The organism is Luteibacter sp. NPDC031894, from assembly GCF_050273135.1.
In the GTDB taxonomy this organism is placed as follows: Bacteria; Pseudomonadota; Gammaproteobacteria; order Xanthomonadales; family Rhodanobacteraceae; genus Luteibacter.
In genome coordinates, this window is sequence record NZ_JBNNMV010000002.1 from 223,110 (window position 1) to 241,515 (window position 18,406).

Genomic DNA, 18,406 nt, shown 5'->3' on the forward strand with positions numbered 1-18,406 from the left:
CGGATTATGTCATGGGGAGGAGCGCGGGTTTTGGCGATTCCTGTGGGAGCTATCCCTTCAGCCAGCGCGCCACGTCGATCGCGAAATACGTGAGGATCGCATCGGCACCGGCGCGCTTCATCGACAGCAGCGATTCCATCACCACGGCCTTCTCGTCCACCCAGCCGTTCTGCGCGGCGGCCTTGATCATCGCGTACTCGCCGCTCACCTGGTAGACGAAGGTCGGCGCGCCGAAGGTGTCCTTCACGCGGCGCAGGATGTCGAGGTAAGGCAGGCCCGGCTTCACCATCACGGCGTCGGCGCCCTCGGCGAGGTCGAGCTCCACCTCGCGCAGGGCTTCGTCACTGTTGCCGACGTCCATCTGGTAGGTGTGCTTGTTGCCCTTGCCGAGGTTGGCGGAGGAACCCACCGCGTCGCGGAAGGGTCCATAGAAGCTGGACGCGTATTTCGCGGAATACGCGAGGATGCGAGTGTGGATGTGGCCCGCCTCTTCCAGCGCTTCGCGGATGGCGCCGATTCGGCCGTCCATCATGTCGGAGGGGGCGATGAAATCCATGCCCGCCTCGGCCTGCGCCAGCGACATCTTGATCAAGGCTTCGACCGTCGGGTCGTTCATCACGTAACCGTCGGCGTCGATAAGGCCGTCCTGGCCGTGCGTCGTGTACGGATCCAGGGCCACGTCGCCGATGAGGCCCAGCTCCGGGAAACGGCGCTTCAGCTCGCGGGTGGCGCGCTGGAACAGGCCCTCCGGGTTCCAGGCTTCGCGCGCGTCTTCGGTCTTGACCGATGCATCCACGGAAGGGAACAAGGCCAGCGCCGGAATGCCCAAGGCGACGCATTCCGCGGCCAGTTTCACGAGCTCGTCGATCGACAGGCGCTCCACGCCCGGCATCGACGGCACCGGCTGGCGCACGCCTTCGCCGTCCACCACGAAGGCGACCATGATGAGGTCGGACACGGTCAGGACGGTCTCGCGCATCAGCGCGCGGGAGAAGGCGTCGCGGCGCATGCGACGCATGCGAACGGCAGGAAAGGTCATGGGACGAGCCTGTTCATTGGCGATCCACCCATTTTACTCCCCGCGGCCGCGTCGTCGGGGGACAAGGCGTCGCAGGTGGTCGGAAGCCGCGGCGACGCCCGCCGGCTCAGGCGTCGATGCGCGCCGTGCTCTCCGGATCGAAGAAGTGCAGTCGTTCCGGGTGGAAGCCCAGGCCGACGGCGGTATCCGGACGGATGCTCGAATGCGGCGGCACGCGCGCGACCAGTTCCGCGTCGCCGTGGCGCATGTTGAGGAAGACCTCGTTACCGACCGGCTCGACGACCTCGACATGCGCACGGAGGCGCTCCTCCACGCCTGCATGGTCGTCCACGGTGAGCAGGTCTTCCGGACGGAGGCCCACGATGATCGGCTTGTCCACGTACGCCGCAAGACCCGGTGCGTCGGCCGCGAGTGCGATCGCCTGGTCTTTCATCTCCAGGCGCAGGCCGTCCGAGCGGCGCAGCGTGCCGTGGAAGAGGTTCATCGCCGGGCTGCCCAGGAACCCCGCCACGAACAGGTTCGCCGGCGTGTTGTAGAGGTTCATCGGCGTGTCGAGCTGCTGCACCACCCCACCATTGAGCACGACGATGCGCTGGCCGAGCGTCATGGCCTCGATCTGGTCGTGGGTGACGTAGACCATGGTCGCACCGAGGCGCCGGTGGATGCGCGCGATCTCGACGCGGGTGGACAGGCGCAATTTCGCGTCGAGGTTCGACAGGGGCTCGTCGAGCAGGAACACCGAAGGATCGCGAACCAGCGCGCGGCCGAGCGCCACGCGCTGCCGCTGCCCGCCCGAGAGCGCTGCCGGGCGATGGTCCAGCCGTTCGTTCAGGCCCAGCATGTCCGACGCAACGGCCACGCGCTTATCGATCTCCTCTCGCGCCACGCCGCGCAGGCGCAGGCCGAAACCGAGGTTTTCGCGGACCGTCATATGCGGGTACAGCGCGTAGTTCTGGAACACCATCGCAATGTCGCGGTCCTTCGGTGCCACGTCGTTGACCACGCGGCCACCGATGCTCATGGTGCCGCCGGAGATCGATTCCAGCCCGGCGATCATGCGCAGGAGTGTGGTCTTGCCGCAGCCGGAGGGCCCCACCAGCACCAGGAGCTCGCCATCGGCGATCTCGAAGGTCGCCTCCTTCAGTGCCACGTGCCCGTTGGGATAAACCTTGCGCACCTTGTCGAGGCGAACCGCTGCCATCACATCTCTCCGTTGGCGTCCGGGGCTGTCAGGCAAGAGCCTGCCATTGCCCCGGGCAATAAGGTATTCTGCCGACGTAATCGTTTACATCAAAGCCTCGGCCTGGACCCGTGTCTCTGTAGGCCTCCGCCGGGTCCAGAGTAAGCCTTCACTAGACGTCAGCCCCCGCGCGAGGCACCCTTGCGTGCTTCCGTGACACGACAGGTTCTCCAACATGGCCAACGTTAGCGCCCCGGCGCCGACCCTGCTCGCCGACCTCGGCGGCACCAACGTGCGCTTCGGCATCGCCCATCCGGATGAGGACGAACCGCTCATCCAGGAAAGCATCCGGCGCTACCACGTCAAGGACTACGCCTCCCTGGGCGACGCGGCCCAACAGTACTTCAAGGAAACCGGCCACCAGGCGCAGCGCGCGATCATCGCCGCCGCGGGCCGCATCGACAACGGCGAGACCGTCAAGGTCACCAATAATCCCTGGGCCATCTCGGCAAAGAACCTCACCAAGGAACTCGGCCTCGAGTGGGTCCACCTCGTCAACGACTTCGCCGCCCAGTCGATGGCGGTGATGCTGATGAGCGACAAGCCGGACGCCGAGGGCCACGTCGACCTGGTCCAGGTCGGCCACTCGCCGATCCCGAAGATCGGCAGCAAGGAAGAACAGACCTTCGTCGTCGTCGGGCCGGGTACCGGTCTCGGCGTCGGCGGCCTCCTGATCCGCGGCGACAAAGTGAGCGTGCTGCAGACCGAAGGCGGCCACGCCGGCTTTGCCGCGCACAGCGCGGAAGACATCGAGATCCTCAAGGTGCTCAACCTGCGTTACGGGCGCGTGTCGAACGAGCGCCTCATCAGCGGCGCCGGCCTCGTGAACCTCTACACGGCCATCTGCGAGATCGCCGGGCAGAAGCCTGACGAGACGATCACGCCCGAAGAGATCACCCGCCGCGCCACGGACGAAACCTGCGCCATGTGCGGCCGTGCCGTGGAAACCTTCGCCGGCATCTTCGGCAGCGTCGCCGGCGACCTTGTGCTGACGCTGGGCGCGTGGGACGGCGTCTATCTCACCGGCGGCATGACGCCGATCCTCCTGCCGTGGATCCAGAAGGGCCACTTCCGCGAGCGCTTCGAGGCCAAGGGTCGCTTCCGCGACACGATGGAAGCAGTGCCCACGCAGGCGATCATGAACCCGGAGCCCGGCCTCATCGGCGGCACGGCGCTGGCGATCGTCGAAGCGGGTGGTACGCCGCTCAGGCGTTGATCAAAGACGCCGTGTCATGCAGCGCGCAAATGCACTCCTAACGCGCGCATGACGCGCATCACGGTTGCGAATTCCGGATTGCCTTCCGATGAGAGGGCTCGATAGAGCCCTTCGCGGGAGATACCCGTGGCTCTCGCCACGCTGCTCATCCCACGCGCACGCGCGATATCTCCAAGGGCCGCCCGAACCAAGCTGCCGTCACCGGGATCGTCGTCCAGGCACGCATTGAGGTAAGCCGTCTGGTCTGCCTCGGTACGCACATGGTCGACGGCGTCCCAGCGGGTGAATTTCTCTTTCATGCCTTCGTGTCCCATGCATTCGCTATGGTGATCGCATGCGCGCCATCGCAAGACGGTCGCGAAGGGTGCCGATCCAAAGCGCTCACGCGCGACGCTGGGCGTAGCTCAGGCGGACGGCGCCAGCAAGGCATCCAGATCGCTTTCGTCGAAGCTGAGGCGTTCGCGGCTGCCGCCACCTTCGAGGACGGCGTCGGCGAGTTCCGCCTTGCGTGCCTTCAGCTCCTCGATGCGCTCTTCCACCGTGCCGGCGGTGATCAGGCGGTAGACGAAGACCGGCTTGTCCTGGCCGATGCGGTGCGCGCGATCGCTCGCCTGGGCTTCGGCGGCAGGATTCCACCACGGGTCGTAATGGATGACCGTGTCCGCGCTGGTGAGGTTGAGGCCGACGCCACCGGCCTTCAGGGAGAGGAGGAACAGCGGCACTTCGCCTTCCTGGAATCGCTGCACGGGTTCGGCGCGGTCGCGCGTTTCGCCGGTGAGGGTGACGTAGCTGATGCGACGGCGATCGAGTTCGGCGGCAATGAGCTTCAGCATCTCGGTGAACTGACTGAAGAGCAGCACCCGCCTGCCCTCCGCGAGCAGCGCGGGAAGCATGTCCATCAACAGTTCGAACTTCGCCGATTCACGCACGCCGCGTGCCGCTTCCAGTTTCACCAGGCGCGGATCGCAACAGACCTGGCGCAGCTTCAGCAGCGCGTCCAGCACCACGATGCCGCTGTGCGCGATACCGCGCTGTGCGATGACCTCGCGCAACTCCTCCGCCAGTGAAAGGCGCAGGCTTTCATAGAGGTCGCGCTGCCTCGGCTCCATCACCACGCGACGGGTGATTTCCGTCTTCGCCGGCAATTCAGACGCCACCTGTGCCTTCGTGCGGCGCAGGATGAAGGGGGCGATGCGGCGATTGAGCCGCTCCTGGCATTCCAGGTCCTGGTGTTTCTCGATCGGAAGGCGGTAATGGCGGCGGAACGCGCCCTCGTCGCCCAGCAGGCCCGGCACGGCGAGGTCGATCTGCGACCACAGTTCGCCGAGGTGGTTTTCCAGCGGCGTGCCGGTGAGGCAGAGGCAGCGCGGCACCTTCAACGTGAGCAGCGCGCGGCGCGCCTGCGTGCGCGGGTTCTTGACCTGCTGCGCTTCGTCCAGCACGACCAGCGCGAAGTCCTGTTTCTTCAGCGTGTCGACGTCGCGAGGCAAGAGCGCGTAGGTGGTGAGGATGACGTCGTGCTCGGGAATGCGCGCGAAGGTTTCCGCGCGTTGCGGCCCATGCAGGGCGAGCAACGTCAGGCCCGGCGCGAAGCGCGCGACCTCGGAAATCCAGTTCGGCACGAGGCTGGTCGGCACGACCACCAGCGCGGGCGACGTGAGGTTGCCGCTTTCCTTCAGCGCAAGCAGGTGGGTGATCAGCTGCAGCGTCTTGCCGAGGCCCATGTCGTCCGCAAGCACGCCACCCGTGCCGGCTTCGGCGAGCGCGTTCATCCAGCGCAAGCCATCGCGCTGGTAGCCGCGCAGTTCGGCACGCAGGCCGTCGGGTATCGCATCGCTGGCGCGCTCGGCCGCCTCGCGCAGGCGGCGGGTGAAGCCGCGCAGACGTTCGGGCGCTTCGAACGAACCGCCGCTGGGCAAGGCCTGGGCGAGTTCCTCGAGGCGACCGGCCTGCACGCGCGGCAGGTGCAACTGCTGGCGCGGCTTCTCCAGGTATTCCGCGAGGGGCGCGAGCAGGCCGCGCAATTCCTTCAGCCGGACCGGCACGCGACGTCGCTCGTCGACGGGGGCGTACCAGACCGAATCCTCGGCCTCGCCCGGCATCGGGCTGAGGCTCAACTGGTGCTCGGCGAGCGCCTGCGCGACCGCGGGCAGCAGGTTCACGCGCTTGCCTTCGACCTCGATGCCGATCTCCAGGTCGAAGGCACGATCGGCGTCATCCTCGTGGGCCTGGCCGTACCAGCGCACGGGGCCTTCCAGTACCTCGAACGGGAAACTCGGTGCGTACTCGAGCTGGAAGCCGTCGGCTTCGAGCTTGGGCCGCAGCGCCAGCCAGCGCGCCGGGGTATTCACCTCGAGCGCGCCTGCATACCCCTTGCCGGGGAACAGCCACGCGTCGTCAGGCAGCGTGTCGGCCATGTCCCAGGGCAAACCCTCGGTATCCACCGCCGGGTTGAGGCCGGCCGTCTCGAGGGTCTCCATCGTCGCCAGTTCTTCGGCGCGGCGACGGGTGATTTCGAGCAACGCACCGTTGCGCACGCGGCGAACCAGGGGCTCGCCGCCGCGGCCGGGAAGGCGCTCGCCGGCGTAATCGAAGGCCAGACGTCCATAAGCAAGTGGCGGCGTGCCAGCAGCCAGCCGGGCGTGACGCGTCAGGGCATGCAGCACGAGCACCGGGCGCGGCGACACCTCGGCGCGACGCACCTCTCCGAAAACCTGCGGCTCCGGCACACGGGGGCCCATGCGCGTCGCCTCGAGCCCGGCGCGGAACGCCGGGGTGTTTTCCGGCGGCAGTGGCGGCAGGTCGAGCCAGCCGCTCTCTTCCGCGTCACCCTCGAGGAGGCCGACTTCGGCGTGCTCCGCGTCGAGGAACCACAGCGAACCCACCCGGAACAGGCGCTGGCTGGCGGGCACGTCGGGAAGGAGCTTCTGGCTACCGTCCTTTTCCAGGTTCCAGCGCCAGCGCAGCGGTTGCGGCTTGCCGCGAGAAAGTTGCAGGCCGGCAACGCCGCCGAAGAAGCACGGGGCGCTCTCGAGCACCTCGGCCAGGAGCTGGTCGCCCAGCTCGCCGGTGAAACGCGCGTAGCTGCGGCTCTTGCGCAAGGTCTGGGGCAGGCCCAGCAGCGTCGCGGCGAGGCGCTTCTCGACGACGGTCAGCGCCGTGTCCGCGAGGTGCCGGCTGTCGAGGGGTAGCGGACGCGAATAGCGCCCGTCGGGCCCCAGCGTCAGAAGGACGGGAGCGACGTCGAGGCGAGCCGCCGGCTCGTGATCGTCATTGATGCCTTCAAGGAAGAAGCCCAACACGGCACGCTCGGACGCCACCGGGCGCGTCGTGCTGCCCAGTGCCCGCTGCCACGCCTGTGGCAGCACGTCGACGGCATAGTCCCGCCTGCGCTTGTCGTCCGGTTGATGCATCCGTAGCGATCCTGCCCGCGCGACCAAAACAGGAAGCTTAGCAAAGCCACGATGCGTTACCCGTAGGACTTTTTACCCAGTGGACCGGACCGGTTCAGCCAGCCGGGAGGCGCCGACGCCGGCGCCTAGCCGCGGCGATGGGGAAAGAGGTCGACGGGATACTCCGCCTTCTGCTCGCGCCCCATCAACGTGCGCAGCCCTTCCTCGGGCGTTACCTCGCCATGCAGCACGGCGCGCACGGCAGCCGAGATCGGCAGGTCCAGGCCGTGGAACCCGGCGAGGCGCGCGACCTCGTCGGCGGTGACGACGCTTTCCACCACCTGGCCGATCTGGCGGACCGCCTCGGTCAGCGGGATGCCCCGGCCGAGCGCCAGGCCCAGGCGGCGGTTGCGCGAGAGGTCGCCGGTGCAGGTGAGCACCAGGTCGCCCAGTCCGGCGAGGCCCATCAGGGTTTCCGCGCGCGCGCCCAAGGCGACGCCCAGGCGCAGCATCTCGTTCATGCCGCGGGTAATGAGGCCGGCGCGGGCGTTGAGCCCCAGCTCCATGCCATCGGCGACGCCCGTCGCCACGGCGAGGACGTTCTTCATCGCGCCACCGAGCTCGGCACCGAGGATGTCGTTGCCCGTGTAGGCGCGGAAGTTGGGCGCATGCAGCAGCACGGCCAGTTCCTTGGCGAACGCCTCGTCCGTGCCGTGCACCGTCACCGCGCTGGGCAGGCCGGCGGTGACTTCGCGGGCGAACGACGGACCGGTGACGACGGCCGCCGGACGGCCGGGCAGCTTCTCGTTCACCAGCTCGTGCAGGAAACGGCCCGTGCCGGTCTCGAAACCCTTGGTGGCCCAGGAGATCCGGGCCCCGGCGTCGAGCAACGGGACGATCTGGTCCAGCAACGCGGCGAACGCGTGGCTCGGCACCACGAGAAGGATGATGTCCGCCCCGCGCAGCACGGTAGCCAGGTCAGCCTCGTAGCGGAGCTCCGGTGGAAGGTCCAGATCCGGCAGGTAGCGCAGGTTGCGGCGCGCCGCGGCCATTTCCGCGAGCGCGTCGGCATCGCGCCCCCACAGGCGCGTGGGGACGTCGTTGCGCGCCAGCAAGGCTGCCAGTGCGGTGCCCCATGACCCGGCGCCGAGGACGGCGACGGTGGGTCGGGAGGTGGCGCTCATGACTCAGCTGTTGAGCGAATGGGCACCTGCGCCTTCGACCTGCTGGCGCTGCTGCTCGGCATAGAGGGCGTCGAAGTTGATCGGCTGGAGCAGGAACGGCGGGAAGCCGCCTTCCTGGACCAGCGACGACACCATCTGGCGCGCATAGGGGAAGAGCAGGTTCGGGCAGTACGAGCCGAGGATGCCGTCGCGGTCGTCGCCCGAGAAGCCGGCGATACCGAAGATGCCGGCCTGGTGGACTTCGGCGAGATAGGCGGTGCGCTCACCCAGGTTGCAGGTGAGGGTGAGGCTCAGCACCACTTCGAACATGTCGTTGCCGAGGTCGACGGCCTTGTGGCCCAGGTTGAGCTGGACCTGCGGCTGGGCTTCGGTTTCGCCCATTTCCTGGAACACCTGCGGGGCGTTCGGGGCTTCGAAGGAGGCATCCTTCACGTAGATCTTCTGCAGCACGAGCTGCGGCTGGCCGGCCTGGCCATTGGCGGTGATTTCTGCCATTGCGTGGTCCTCGAAAAGGCGTCGTGTGGGCTGATTGCGTGCCGCTGGCACGAAAGGATGGGATTGTTTCACACAACCCGGCACGCCGCACAGTCCGGCTTGCATGAAGGTCCCGGCTTCTGAGAGAATGCCCGGCTTCCCTATGCCAGCCCGATACGTCGGGAAAGTCCGTGACGCGATGCGGGCTTCTCACTGGCGGAAGCGCTCCATCCTCCAGCCATCGCGTGGCGCCCCTTATGGCGTGCCGCTGGGCCGATGCCGTCCTGGCCAAAGGGCGGTCCAATGAATCTAAAGGAGGCCCCCATGGCCCGTAGATGCCAAGTCACCAACAAGGGCGTGCAGAGCGGCAACAACGTCTCGCACGCGAACAACAAGACCCGTCGCCGCTGGCTGCCGAACCTGCACGAGCGTCGTTTCTGGGTCGCCAGCGAGAACCGCTGGGTGAAGCTCCGCGTTTCCAACCACGCGCTGCGCACCATCGACAAGAACGGCATCGAGGCTGTGCTGGCCGACCTCCGTTCCCGCGGCGAAAAGATCTAAGGAGATCGAACCATGGCAAGCAAGCGCGATAAGCACCGCCTGATTTCCACCGCGGGCACCGGTCACTTCTACACGACCACGAAGAACAAGAAGAACACGCCGGAAAAGATGGTCTTCATGAAGTATGACCCCGTCGTCCGGAAGCACGTGGAATACAAGGAAGGCAAGATCAAGTAAGCGCCTGGCGCTTCGGATCTTCGAAAACCCGCCGCAAGGCGGGTTTTTTTTGCCCGGCGGAAGCCGCTCCCATCGAGCTACGAGTGTCCGGCGCGCCAGGTCTCCACATTGACCGGATAAAAAAACCCGCCGTCTTTCGACGGCGGGTTTCGTGCTTCAAGCAGTAGCGGTGGGTGTTACGCGCCAACCGCCGAGTAGCCCTTCAGCCGCTGGGCGAACTGCTGGAGCGAGCGGATACCGCTTTGCTCCGCTTCGACGATCCACTGCTGCAGGGCCTTCAGCGACTTCTCGGCACCGCGTTCTTCCATCAGCGCGACGAGGCGGGCGCGGAAATCGCAGACCGTCTTCAGGGCCGGGCGATTCGCCAGGGCCGCCTGCAAGCGTTCGCGGGCGTCGTTGTCGAGCCAGCGGCCACCGTCGGCCAACGCACGGCGCAGGCGACGCGGCACCGACTTGATGCTGTCACCGGCCTGGCCCATTTCCTCGCGCATCGTCGGCAGGATCACGTTGCGGTAGTAGTCCGTCGTGGCCTGGAAGCGCAGGGTGAGCACGCCCTTCAGCGTTTCCGCGTCGGGCAGGTGCACGTTCGGGCGAATATTCAACGTGGGGGCCACGCGCAGGACCTTGGCGAGGCGCAGCACGCGCAAGCCGCAGATTGCGGCCCAACCAATGTCGAACTCCCACTTGCGCAGGGCGAACTTCGCCGAGCTCGGGAACGCGTGGTGGTTGTTGTGCAGTTCCTCACCGCCGATCCAGAAGCCCCACGGCGAGATGTTCGTCGCGGTGTCCGAGCTCTCGAAGTTGCGGTAACCCCACCAGTGGCCGATACCGTTGACGAAGCCGGCGGCCCAGAACGGGATCCACACCATCTGCACGGCCCAAATCGCAAGGCCGATCACGCCGAACAGCGAGATGTCGATGATCGCCATCAGTGTCGGACCCCAGTACGGGTGACGACCGAACAGCGTGCGCTCGAACCAGTCGTCCGGCGTGCCGCGGCCGTACTTTTCCATGTCTTCCTTGTTCTCGCTGGCGTCGCGGTAGAGCGACACGCCATCGAGGAAGACCTTCTTGATGCCGAAGACCTGCGGGCTGTGCGGATCTTCCTCGGTTTCCACCTTCGCGTGGTGCTTGCGATGGATGGCGACCCACTCCTTCACGACCATGCCGGTGGTCAGCCAACCCCAGAAACGGAAGAAGCCGTTGAGCGTCCAGTGGAAATCCACGCCGCGGTGGGTGGCGCTACGGTGGTAGTACAGCGTCACGGTGAAGATGGTGAGCTGGGTGACCACGAGCACGTAGACCAGCATCTCGCCCCAGCTTGCGCGGGTGAGTCCGTTGGTCAGGAAATCGAGCAGGGTGTCGAGCATCGTGTCGTTACCGCACGGGTAGTTAAGGAGTCTTGCAGCAGCAGTCTAGCGAGCACGCGCCATACCCACCAGCATGGATATCGGCAAATTGTGAAGAGGGTTGTTGTGGGATCGCGAGCCCATTGCGCACAATCCGGGGATGACAATGACCCCGTCCGTTCAGCCCTGTCGGTACCCCCTCGCACGATGCGCTCACGATGGCCGGCGTAACCCGTCGATCGCCGACGTAACCGCATGAATGCGGCCTTATTGCTGAACGTCGAAGGCGTTTCCCGCCGCCGGGCGGGACGCGCCGCCGTGACCGACGTGTCTTTTTCCCTGAACGGCGGTGAAGTCATGGGCCTCCTGGGCATCAACGGTGCCGGGAAGTCCACGACGCTTTCCATGCTTTCCGGTGCCCTTCGGCCCGACCAGGGGCGTATTCATCTGGCGGGCGACGATTTCGTGGCCCATCCCGAGCTTGCGCGCCGGCTGGTGGGGTGGTTGCCCGAGAACGCGCCGTCCTGGCCGGAGCTTTCGGTCGAGGAACACCTGCAGGCATTCGCGCGCCTGCGCGGGGCGACGCGCCAGGCCGCGCGCCGCGCCGCGGACGCCATCATCGGCCGGCTGCAACTCGGCGATCTGCGCCGCCGGCTTGCCGGCGTCCTCTCCCAGGGGCAGCGCCAACGCCTGGGACTCGCCTGCGCGCTGGTGCACGACCCGGCCCTCGTGATCCTGGATGAACCCGCCAATGCCCTGGACCCTGTCCAGGTCGGCGAGCTGCGCAAGCTCATCCGCGAGCGCGCCGCCGCGGGCGCGGCCGTGGTGCTGTCCACCCATGTACTGGCCGAAGTAGTCGCCGTCTGCGATCGGGTGGCGATCCTGCACGAGGGACGGCTCCGCCACGACGCGGCGCTCGGCGGCAACGAGGGAGGCGCAGCTTTGGAAGCCACCTTCTTCGCCGTCGCCACGGGAGCCGCCGCATGACCGTTGCCGCCGTGGCCGCCCTCGAACTCCGCCGCCTCGCCGTCCGGCCGCTGGCCTGGGCGCTCGCTGCCCTCACGATCGCGTGGCTGGCCTGGACCTTCGTCCTGGGCCTGGGCCAGTTCCTCGGCGCGCAGGTGAAGCTAGCCGCCCTGGCGGATGCCCCCGGCTTCACCGACCTGGTGGCCATTCCGCTGCTGGCCGAACTGGCGAAACTCGCGTTCCTCGTCGTCCCCCTGATGACCATGACGCAGATCGCCGGCGAACGCCGCGCCGGCACGCTAGCCCTGCTCGCCTCCACGGGCCTGGCGCCCTGGCGCATCGTGGCGGGCAAGTACCTGGCGGTGCTCGCATGGCTCGGGCTGTGGCTCCTGGCGACCCTGGCGATGCCACTCGCCATCGGCGCCGAGTCCACGGCCGACTGGGGCAAGCTCGCCGCGGCGACGCTCGGCACCGCCCTGCTGCTCGCCACGCTGGCCGCGATCGGCCTGGCCTGTTCCGCGGCCACCTCGTTCCCCGCGATCGCCGCCGCCATGGCGTTGATCGTGACCCTCGTCCTCTGGACCATCGACCGCGGTGCCCAGGCCGCCGGGGTGACCGGCGGGTTCCTCGAATGGCTCACGATGGCGACGCACCTGCAGAACCTTTTGCGCGGGCTGGTCGTCACCAGCGACCTGGCATGGTTCGCGTTGGCGATCGCGCTGTCCCTCTGCCTCGCCGTCCGTCGCCTCGACGCCGACAGGGAGCGCCAGTGATGCGTCGCTTCGATCGATGGTTCGTGCTGTTCGGCCTCATCCTCGCCACCGGCTGCATCGGCTTCCTCAGTTCGCGCCATGCGTGGACCTTCGACTGGACGCGCGGCGCGCGCGCGAGCCTGGCACCTGAGAGCGTGGCCGTGCTCGACACACTCCGTGGTCCGGTGGACGTCGTGGGATACATCTCGCCGACCGGCCCGCTGCGCGAGCAGATCGCCGCGGTGATGGAGCGCTACGTGCGCGCGAAGAAGGACCTCCGTCTTTCCTTCGTGGATCCCGACCTCGATCCCGCCGCGTCGCGCCAACTGGGCATCGCCGGCGACGGTGCGCTCCTGGTGCGCTACCAGGGGCGCGAGGAGCGCGTGGAAAGCCCGATCAACGAGCGCAACCTGTCGAACGCGCTGGAACGGCTGGCCCGTGGCGGCCAGCGCATCGTCGCCTTCGTCACCGGCGATGGCGAGCGGCAAGCCGACGGCCATGCGAATGCCGACCTCGGCACCTTCATGGCCCAGGTGGAGCGACGCGGCATACGCGCCGTGCCATTGAACTTCAGCCAGACCCAGGGCGTGCCCGAGCACACGGACCTCGTCGTGCTCGCCAGTCCCGCGGCGCCCCTGCCTGCCGCGAGCATCGCGGCGCTGGTCGATTACGTGCGCGGCGGCGGCAACCTGCTATGGCTTGCCGAGCCAACGAACGAAGACCTCGGCACCGGCGCGCTCGCCGACGTGCTCGGCGTGCGCGTGCTACCCGGCGTCCTCGTGGACGGACAGGGCAGCACGCTCAACGTGAGCGATCCGCGCATCGTCGTCATCGGCGACTATCCCTTCCATGCGATCACTCGCGGCTTTCGCGACACGACGCTTTTCCCGCAGGTCTCGGCACTGGCCCAGGTCTCGGCCCACGAGTGGGCGGTCGTACCCTTCCTGCGCTCAGGCGAACGCAGCTGGACGGCGTTCGGCGGCATCGACAACGACAAGCCTTCGACCATCGCCTTCCATCCCGAGGCGGGCGAATTGAAGGGTCCCCTCGATTTCGGCTTCGCGCTCAACCGCCTGTCGCCCAGCCCGGCCAAAAGCGAGCAGCGCGCCGTCATCATCGGCGACGGCGACTTCCTGTCGAACACGTATGTCGGCAACGGCGGAAACCGCGCGATGGGCGAGCGCATCCTCGACTGGCTGCTCGGCGACGACGTGCTCGTCGACCTGCCCTCCCGTGGCGCGCCCGATCGCGTGATCTCGCTGTCGCAGGACGGACTCAACCTCGTGACCTTCGCGTTCCTCGTGTTCCTGCCGCTGGTCCTCCTCGGCCTCGGCGTCGGGATCGCGTGGCGGCGGAGACGGCGTTGACGATGAAGCCCCGGTACCTGGGCGCGCTGCTGCTGACCGGCCTTGTCATCGGCGTGGCGTGGCAATGGCATGCGGACGAAGCCGACCTCCGCGCGCACACGCTCACGGGCCTCGACCCCTCCGAGGTACGGCGCATCGACGTCGACCTGCACGGCCTGCCGGACCAGCACTTCGAACGGCGCGACGGTCAGTGGACCGCGGGTGCCTCGCACGCGGACGAAGGGCGCGCCGAAGACCTTGCCTCGCTGGCGGCCACGCCCGTGGCGTCCTGGCGTTCCGCCGCCGACTTCGATGCGGCAAGGATCGGACTCGTCCCGCCGCTCGCCGTCCTGGTGCTGGATGGCGTGCGCATGGAATTCGGCGAGATGACGGCGCTGGGCAAGCAGCGCTATGTCCGCGTCGGCAAGCGCATCGCGATCGTTCCCGCCGAGGCGCTGCCCCGCCCACCCCGCACGACGCCGCTCCCGACGCGGTAGGCTGCTTGCCTCCCGCGGCGGCGCGCCCCATCTTTCCCCCATGCCCGAACTGCCCGAAGTCGAAACCACTCGCCGCGGCATCGCACCCCACGTGGAGGGACGTCGCGTGACCGGCGTCGTGCTCCGTCGGCCCGACCTGCGCTGGCCGATACCGCCGGAGGTGTCGACGCTGCTGCCCGGGCACGTGATCGATACCGTCGAGCGGCGGGCCAAATACCTGCTGTTGCAAACCGACGTCGGCACCGCCCTGCTCCACCTCGGCATGACCGGCGTGCTTCGCGTCCTGCCGGCTAACACGCCTATCGGCAAGCACGACCACGTGGACATCGTGCTGGACTCCGGACAGGTGCTGCGCTTCACGGATCCGCGGCGTTTCGGTGCGCTGCTCTGGCAGATGCCCGGGGAAACGCACGACCTCCTGCACGGCATCGGGCCGGAGCCACTTACCGATGCGTTCGACGGCGACGTGCTCTGGCGCGTCTCGCGTGGACGATCGGCCGCCGTGAAGACGTTCCTGATGGACAATGCCGTTGTCGTGGGCGTCGGTAACATCTACGCCAGCGAAGCCTTGTTCGCCGCCGGCATCGATCCGCGCAGGGCGGCGGGAAAGGTATCGCGCGAGCGTTACGCGAAGCTCGCCCTCGAAGTGAAACGCATCCTCGCGCATGCCATCGAGCGAGGCGGCACCACCCTGCGTGACTTCCTTGCGCCGGATGGCGCGCCCGGCTATTTCTTCCAGGAACTGTTCGCCTACGGTCGTGCCGGTGAGCCGTGCAAGGTTTGCGGCTCGGCGATCCGGGTGGTCACGCTGGGCGGACGCGCGTCGTTCTACTGTCCTGCCTGTCAGCGCTGACGCCATGGCTCGTGCCGTGGCGTTCATGGCGCTGGGTATTCCACCTGGAATTCCAACCCACCGAGCGTGGCCGGCGAATCGCTGAACACGACACTCTTGCGGCCTGTGCCATCTCCTGCGACCTTCGATAGCGGACGCAGCAGGAAGCCATCTCCATTCGTTCCTCGCACCGGATACAAGTGGTATCCCTGGCGGGCGAGGGCTTCCTTCGAGCGCAGGACCTGCAGGTCGATACGGACCCAGCCGCCGGCTGCGCTTCCGAGGGTGGCACCGTTGCGCGCCGTCACTTCACGGGGCAGCAAGGGCAGCATGTTGGCGGCCACCTCGGCTAGCGGTGTCGAAGGCGGAAGAGTGGTGACCGGAACGCCCGACGCGACTTCCTCGATGCGCAGCTGGGACAGCGAGATGCTGGTCGGCCCTCGCGCGCGCGCCAGTGCGTGCGGCGGCAAGTACGCGTACACCGCGGACGGCCAGGCGTGCAGGGGCACGCGATGCTGTTGCGGGAGTCCCGGCAGCATCCATCCCATGGCGTCCGGATCCAGGAATGGCTGCACCTCCGCGGCCGCCGCCCTTGCCGCCCGCGCCGTCCGCAGCGCTTCGTTCCACGCCTGCTGCTGTTCGTGGGTCAAGACGACCGCGTCGCGCGCGCGGTCCAGTCTGATCTGCAACGTCAGGACGAAGTCACGCGGTGGCAGGCGTCGGTAAAGCGCGTCGATCAACACCGCGCGCTGGGGGTCCGTCAATGCCGCAGCGTCCGCACTCAGGAGTGCCGGATCCGCCAGCAACGGCTTCACGTCCTCCAACATGGCGGAAAGCGTCGGCGCTCCTCCATAGCCACCGGCAAGGCCAATGCGCCGGAAGTGCCACTGGCCGTCCGGACGCCATTCAATGGCCGGCCCCGAGAAACGGGCGTCGAGGGCCCCCGGGCGGTTCAGGCGCCAGCCGCCGATGTCGGGATCGAACCGCACGTGGTACATCTCCCCGCCTTGCCTGACGTACCTGTTGCCATCGATGGTGAAGACACCGGCGGCGGACGGCCTGCCCTCGGGCAGCGCGACGCCGCGAGCAAGGAAACGCTTCTCGAACAACGTGTCGGCCGCCGGCACACCTCGGTGGCTCGGCACGATGGCGCGCGAGCCCGGAGTTGCACGCATGCTCGCGCCGACGGAACGCGGAACCTGCGTGTAGAGCGGCAGGATGTTCAATGCCGACGTGTAGCCTTCGACGAAGGCAAGGTAAGCGCCAAGGGCATCGCCGGATTTGACATCGTCGTAGAAGCGCCAGCCCGCCTGGGCGGTGTGCGGCACGCTCTGGACGGTGCCGACGACAAACTCCTTCGCCAATTGGAAAGGCACGTTCCAGCCCCAGATGTCGAACACGCCGTCCCAATCGGCCACCGCGGTCGAACGGGCGATGTCGTTCGCGTTGCGCTTTGCGAGGTTCAGGTTCGCGTCGAAGGCGGCGTCAAGGAAGGAGCCCGTCACCTCGCGCTCCTGGAACCGTTCCTCCAACCCCGTGCACCCGTCGCGCGACTTGCACTCCTCGATGCCGAACACCCAGTGCCAGTCACGCCCGCCATTGATGAGGGGGCGCTTGAAGTGGCGCCTGCCACGGGCATCGAATGCGGTAAACACGGTAGGCAGTCGATCGAGGAGATACGTCTCGAAGCGAGGCTCGAGGAGGAAGTCGCGCGTCATCTCGGCACGGCTGCCAAACTCGCGAAATGCTCGCCCGTCGGGCGCGTCCGGCGTGTACAGGACGACCCGCCGGACGGCGGCCGCCTGGCGTGCGGTGACCATGAAGACGCCTGCGAGCGGAGCGCCCTTGTAGGTCAGTTGGTAGACGACGATGGCGTGACCATCGATCGTGCGGCGCGTCGCCGGTGAGGAACCGTCCAGGACCGCCTGCACCCATTGGAATCCGCGCTCCTGGTGGTCGTCTTGGAAGGAGCGTGGTTCGCTGGCGTCGTAATAGGCCAGCCGCGCATCGGCCGCCTCGAAACGCATGCGCGCCTCCAGCCACTCGTTGTGCGACGTGCGACGTTGGCGGCCAGTGTCCGTGGTTCCGAAGGCATCGTCGAGGTGCCGTGCGTAAAGGTCGGGAAGGTCCAGGCCGCGAACGATCTGGCGCACCGTTTCCGCCGGCACGTCATTCCTAGTCGCACCATCGGCGCCCATGATTTCCAGGTGCTCGGTCGGAAGGCTACCGACGTTGCGGTACGCCAGTGCGAGCAACGACAGGTCCTCGTGCGGGAAGCCGGAAATGGCGTTCCCCAAGGGCGCGTCTGGCACCCGCCGGGTCAAGCGCACTCTTAGGTCGTGCGGCGGAGCGTCGATGCCATGCGCCCGAAGCGCCTTGCCCAACACGTTTTCAGCGAACGACGCGAGCGATGGGATGCGCAGGTCTCCGCCGTCCAACCGCCAGCGGTCGCGATAGGCGAGCGCCATCTGTCGCCAGTGGTCACGTACGCGTGTGGGCTGGGCGATCAAACGTTCCTCGTCCCGGCGCTCCGCAAAGGCAAGATCGCGCTGCCGCACGATGGCATGCATGTCCAGCATGGCACCGGGCTCCATCGCGGCATACAGGCGATCGTTCAGGGCCGTCGACGTGTTGCCCTCATCGAACGCCGTCACCACCCGCTCTCGCTGGCGCGCGACGAGGCGACGGGCCAGCGTCTCGAAGACGTCGTCTTCGATGGCGCGCACACGGAGGAAGCGCGTACCTAGTACCGGCAGGAGGTCGTTCGTACCGATGCCGGGCAAGTCGTCGCGACCGACCAACCGGGTCCGCATAGTCCACTCGACATCGCGATAAAGGGCGTCGAGCGAGTCGAAAGCCTGCCAGCCGCCGTCGCTCATGAAGAGCAAGACGCGACTCGGGTCCCGGTCGCTCCGCAGCACCAGCGCCCCCGCATACGGCATGTCGCCCACGAGCAATTCTTCCGCGCGCACCTCGTTGGGCAAGGAACCGGCCGACGACAGGGCGACAAGGGAAACCCATGCCATCGCCTCGTCCGGGAACGTGCCGTCGTTGCGGCGCAGCGAGGCATCGTCACGGGTCGCCTGGGCCAGGCGCCGCGCCAGCGCCTGGCGGCGCGGTATGGCAGGCATACCCGGCGCGTCCGCCACGAGAACGTCCCAGAAGGCGTCGAGGTCCGCGAGGAAGGCATCCCGCCCCTCTCGTCCTGCCACCATCTCGGGCAACGCGTCCTTCAGGGTGACTAGCCATTGCTGTGTGTCGCGCATGCGCTCTAGCGCGGCGATGGCGGACTGGTTGGCGTGCGCAACCTGTGCAGGCGGGGCTTCGGGCGGAAGCATGTCCATGCGGGCATTCCTTGGCGTGATCGGAACGCCAGAGTAG

Annotated in this window: 16 protein-coding genes; 8 read left to right on the top strand and 8 right to left on the bottom strand. The window is 67.5% G+C overall.

Features of this window, described 5'->3' with window-relative positions; translation table 11 throughout:
• Positions 1-49: 49 nt before the first annotated feature.
• Both hemB and ACQKIE_RS06995 read right to left on the bottom strand, forming a co-directional pair.
• Complete coding sequence (hemB, locus tag ACQKIE_RS06990) at positions 50-1,039, bottom strand: porphobilinogen synthase (protein ID WP_427457223.1); 990 nt, start codon at positions 1,037-1,039, stop codon at positions 50-52.
• A 106-nt stretch (positions 1,040-1,145) separates the two neighbouring features.
• The gene (locus ACQKIE_RS06995; RefSeq protein ID WP_427457225.1) at positions 1,146-2,240 is read right to left on the bottom strand and encodes an ABC transporter ATP-binding protein; all 1,095 of its coding nucleotides are present in this window, start codon (positions 2,238-2,240) and stop codon (positions 1,146-1,148) included.
• 214 nt (positions 2,241-2,454) lie between these two features.
• On the opposite strand from ACQKIE_RS06995, the gene glk reads away from it, so the two are divergent.
• Positions 2,455-3,495, top strand: coding sequence for a glucokinase (gene glk / locus ACQKIE_RS07000; protein WP_427457227.1), 1,041 nt, complete (start codon positions 2,455-2,457; stop codon positions 3,493-3,495).
• A gap of 14 nt (positions 3,496-3,509) precedes the next feature.
• Here glk and ACQKIE_RS07005 read toward each other — a convergent pair whose 3' ends face one another.
• The 4 genes from ACQKIE_RS07005 to secB all read right to left on the bottom strand — a co-directional run bounded on the left by ACQKIE_RS07005 (position 3,510) and on the right by secB (position 8,566).
• On the bottom strand, positions 3,510-3,794 hold the full coding sequence (locus tag ACQKIE_RS07005; protein WP_427457229.1) for an addiction module antidote protein: 285 nt from the start codon (positions 3,792-3,794) through the stop codon (positions 3,510-3,512).
• A gap of 105 nt (positions 3,795-3,899) precedes the next feature.
• Entirely contained in the window at positions 3,900-6,908 is a 3,009-nt protein-coding gene (locus tag ACQKIE_RS07010) for a DEAD/DEAH box helicase (RefSeq protein WP_427457231.1), read from the bottom strand.
• Between the two features lie 125 nt (positions 6,909-7,033).
• Positions 7,034-8,071 carry an NAD(P)H-dependent glycerol-3-phosphate dehydrogenase gene (locus ACQKIE_RS07015; protein WP_427457233.1) on the bottom strand — a complete coding sequence of 346 codons (1,038 nt, stop codon included), beginning with the start codon at positions 8,069-8,071 and terminating at the stop codon, positions 7,034-7,036.
• A gap of 3 nt (positions 8,072-8,074) precedes the next feature.
• Positions 8,075-8,566, bottom strand: coding sequence for a protein-export chaperone SecB (gene secB, locus ACQKIE_RS07020; RefSeq protein ID WP_427457235.1), 492 nt, complete (start codon positions 8,564-8,566; stop codon positions 8,075-8,077).
• A 303-nt stretch (positions 8,567-8,869) separates the two neighbouring features.
• Here secB and rpmB point away from each other — a divergent pair, with 303 nt between their 5' ends.
• The gene (rpmB, locus tag ACQKIE_RS07025) at positions 8,870-9,106 is read left to right on the top strand and encodes a 50S ribosomal protein L28 (protein ID WP_036109731.1); all 237 of its coding nucleotides are present in this window, start codon (positions 8,870-8,872) and stop codon (positions 9,104-9,106) included.
• 12 nt (positions 9,107-9,118) lie between these two features.
• The gene (gene rpmG / locus ACQKIE_RS07030) at positions 9,119-9,283 is read left to right on the top strand and encodes a 50S ribosomal protein L33 (RefSeq protein ID WP_036109728.1); all 165 of its coding nucleotides are present in this window, start codon (positions 9,119-9,121) and stop codon (positions 9,281-9,283) included.
• A 176-nt stretch (positions 9,284-9,459) separates the two neighbouring features.
• On the opposite strand, the gene ACQKIE_RS07035 is transcribed toward rpmG, so the two are convergent.
• Entirely contained in the window at positions 9,460-10,653 is a 1,194-nt protein-coding gene (locus ACQKIE_RS07035; protein ID WP_427457238.1) for a DesA family fatty acid desaturase, read from the bottom strand.
• A 234-nt stretch (positions 10,654-10,887) separates the two neighbouring features.
• Between ACQKIE_RS07035 and ACQKIE_RS07040 the strand changes: the two genes are divergently transcribed.
• Genes ACQKIE_RS07040 through mutM form a run of 5 tightly spaced genes read left to right on the top strand, consistent with a single transcriptional unit; the run spans position 10,888 to position 15,046 of the window.
• Positions 10,888-11,619: an ABC transporter ATP-binding protein gene (locus tag ACQKIE_RS07040; protein ID WP_427457240.1), complete on the top strand. Its 732-nt coding sequence runs from the start codon at positions 10,888-10,890 to the stop codon at positions 11,617-11,619.
• On the top strand, positions 11,616-12,371 hold the full coding sequence (locus ACQKIE_RS07045; protein WP_427457242.1) for an ABC transporter permease: 756 nt from the start codon (positions 11,616-11,618) through the stop codon (positions 12,369-12,371). Before ACQKIE_RS07040 ends, ACQKIE_RS07045 begins: the two co-directional genes overlap by 4 nt.
• Positions 12,371-13,717 carry a GldG family protein gene (locus tag ACQKIE_RS07050; RefSeq protein ID WP_427457244.1) on the top strand — a complete coding sequence of 449 codons (1,347 nt, stop codon included), beginning with the start codon at positions 12,371-12,373 and terminating at the stop codon, positions 13,715-13,717. The genes ACQKIE_RS07045 and ACQKIE_RS07050 overlap by 1 nt, the downstream gene beginning before the upstream one ends.
• Before the next feature lie 2 nt (positions 13,718-13,719).
• Positions 13,720-14,193 carry a hypothetical protein gene (locus ACQKIE_RS07055; RefSeq protein ID WP_427457246.1) on the top strand — a complete coding sequence of 158 codons (474 nt, stop codon included), beginning with the start codon at positions 13,720-13,722 and terminating at the stop codon, positions 14,191-14,193.
• Between the two features lie 40 nt (positions 14,194-14,233).
• Complete coding sequence (gene mutM, locus ACQKIE_RS07060; RefSeq protein ID WP_427457248.1) at positions 14,234-15,046, top strand: bifunctional DNA-formamidopyrimidine glycosylase/DNA-(apurinic or apyrimidinic site) lyase; 813 nt, start codon at positions 14,234-14,236, stop codon at positions 15,044-15,046.
• Positions 15,047-15,069: 23 nt separating this feature from the next.
• Here mutM and ACQKIE_RS07065 read toward each other — a convergent pair whose 3' ends face one another.
• Entirely contained in the window at positions 15,070-18,369 is a 3,300-nt protein-coding gene (locus tag ACQKIE_RS07065; RefSeq protein ID WP_427457250.1) for a dermonecrotic toxin domain-containing protein, read from the bottom strand.
• Positions 18,370-18,406 lie beyond the last annotated feature (37 nt).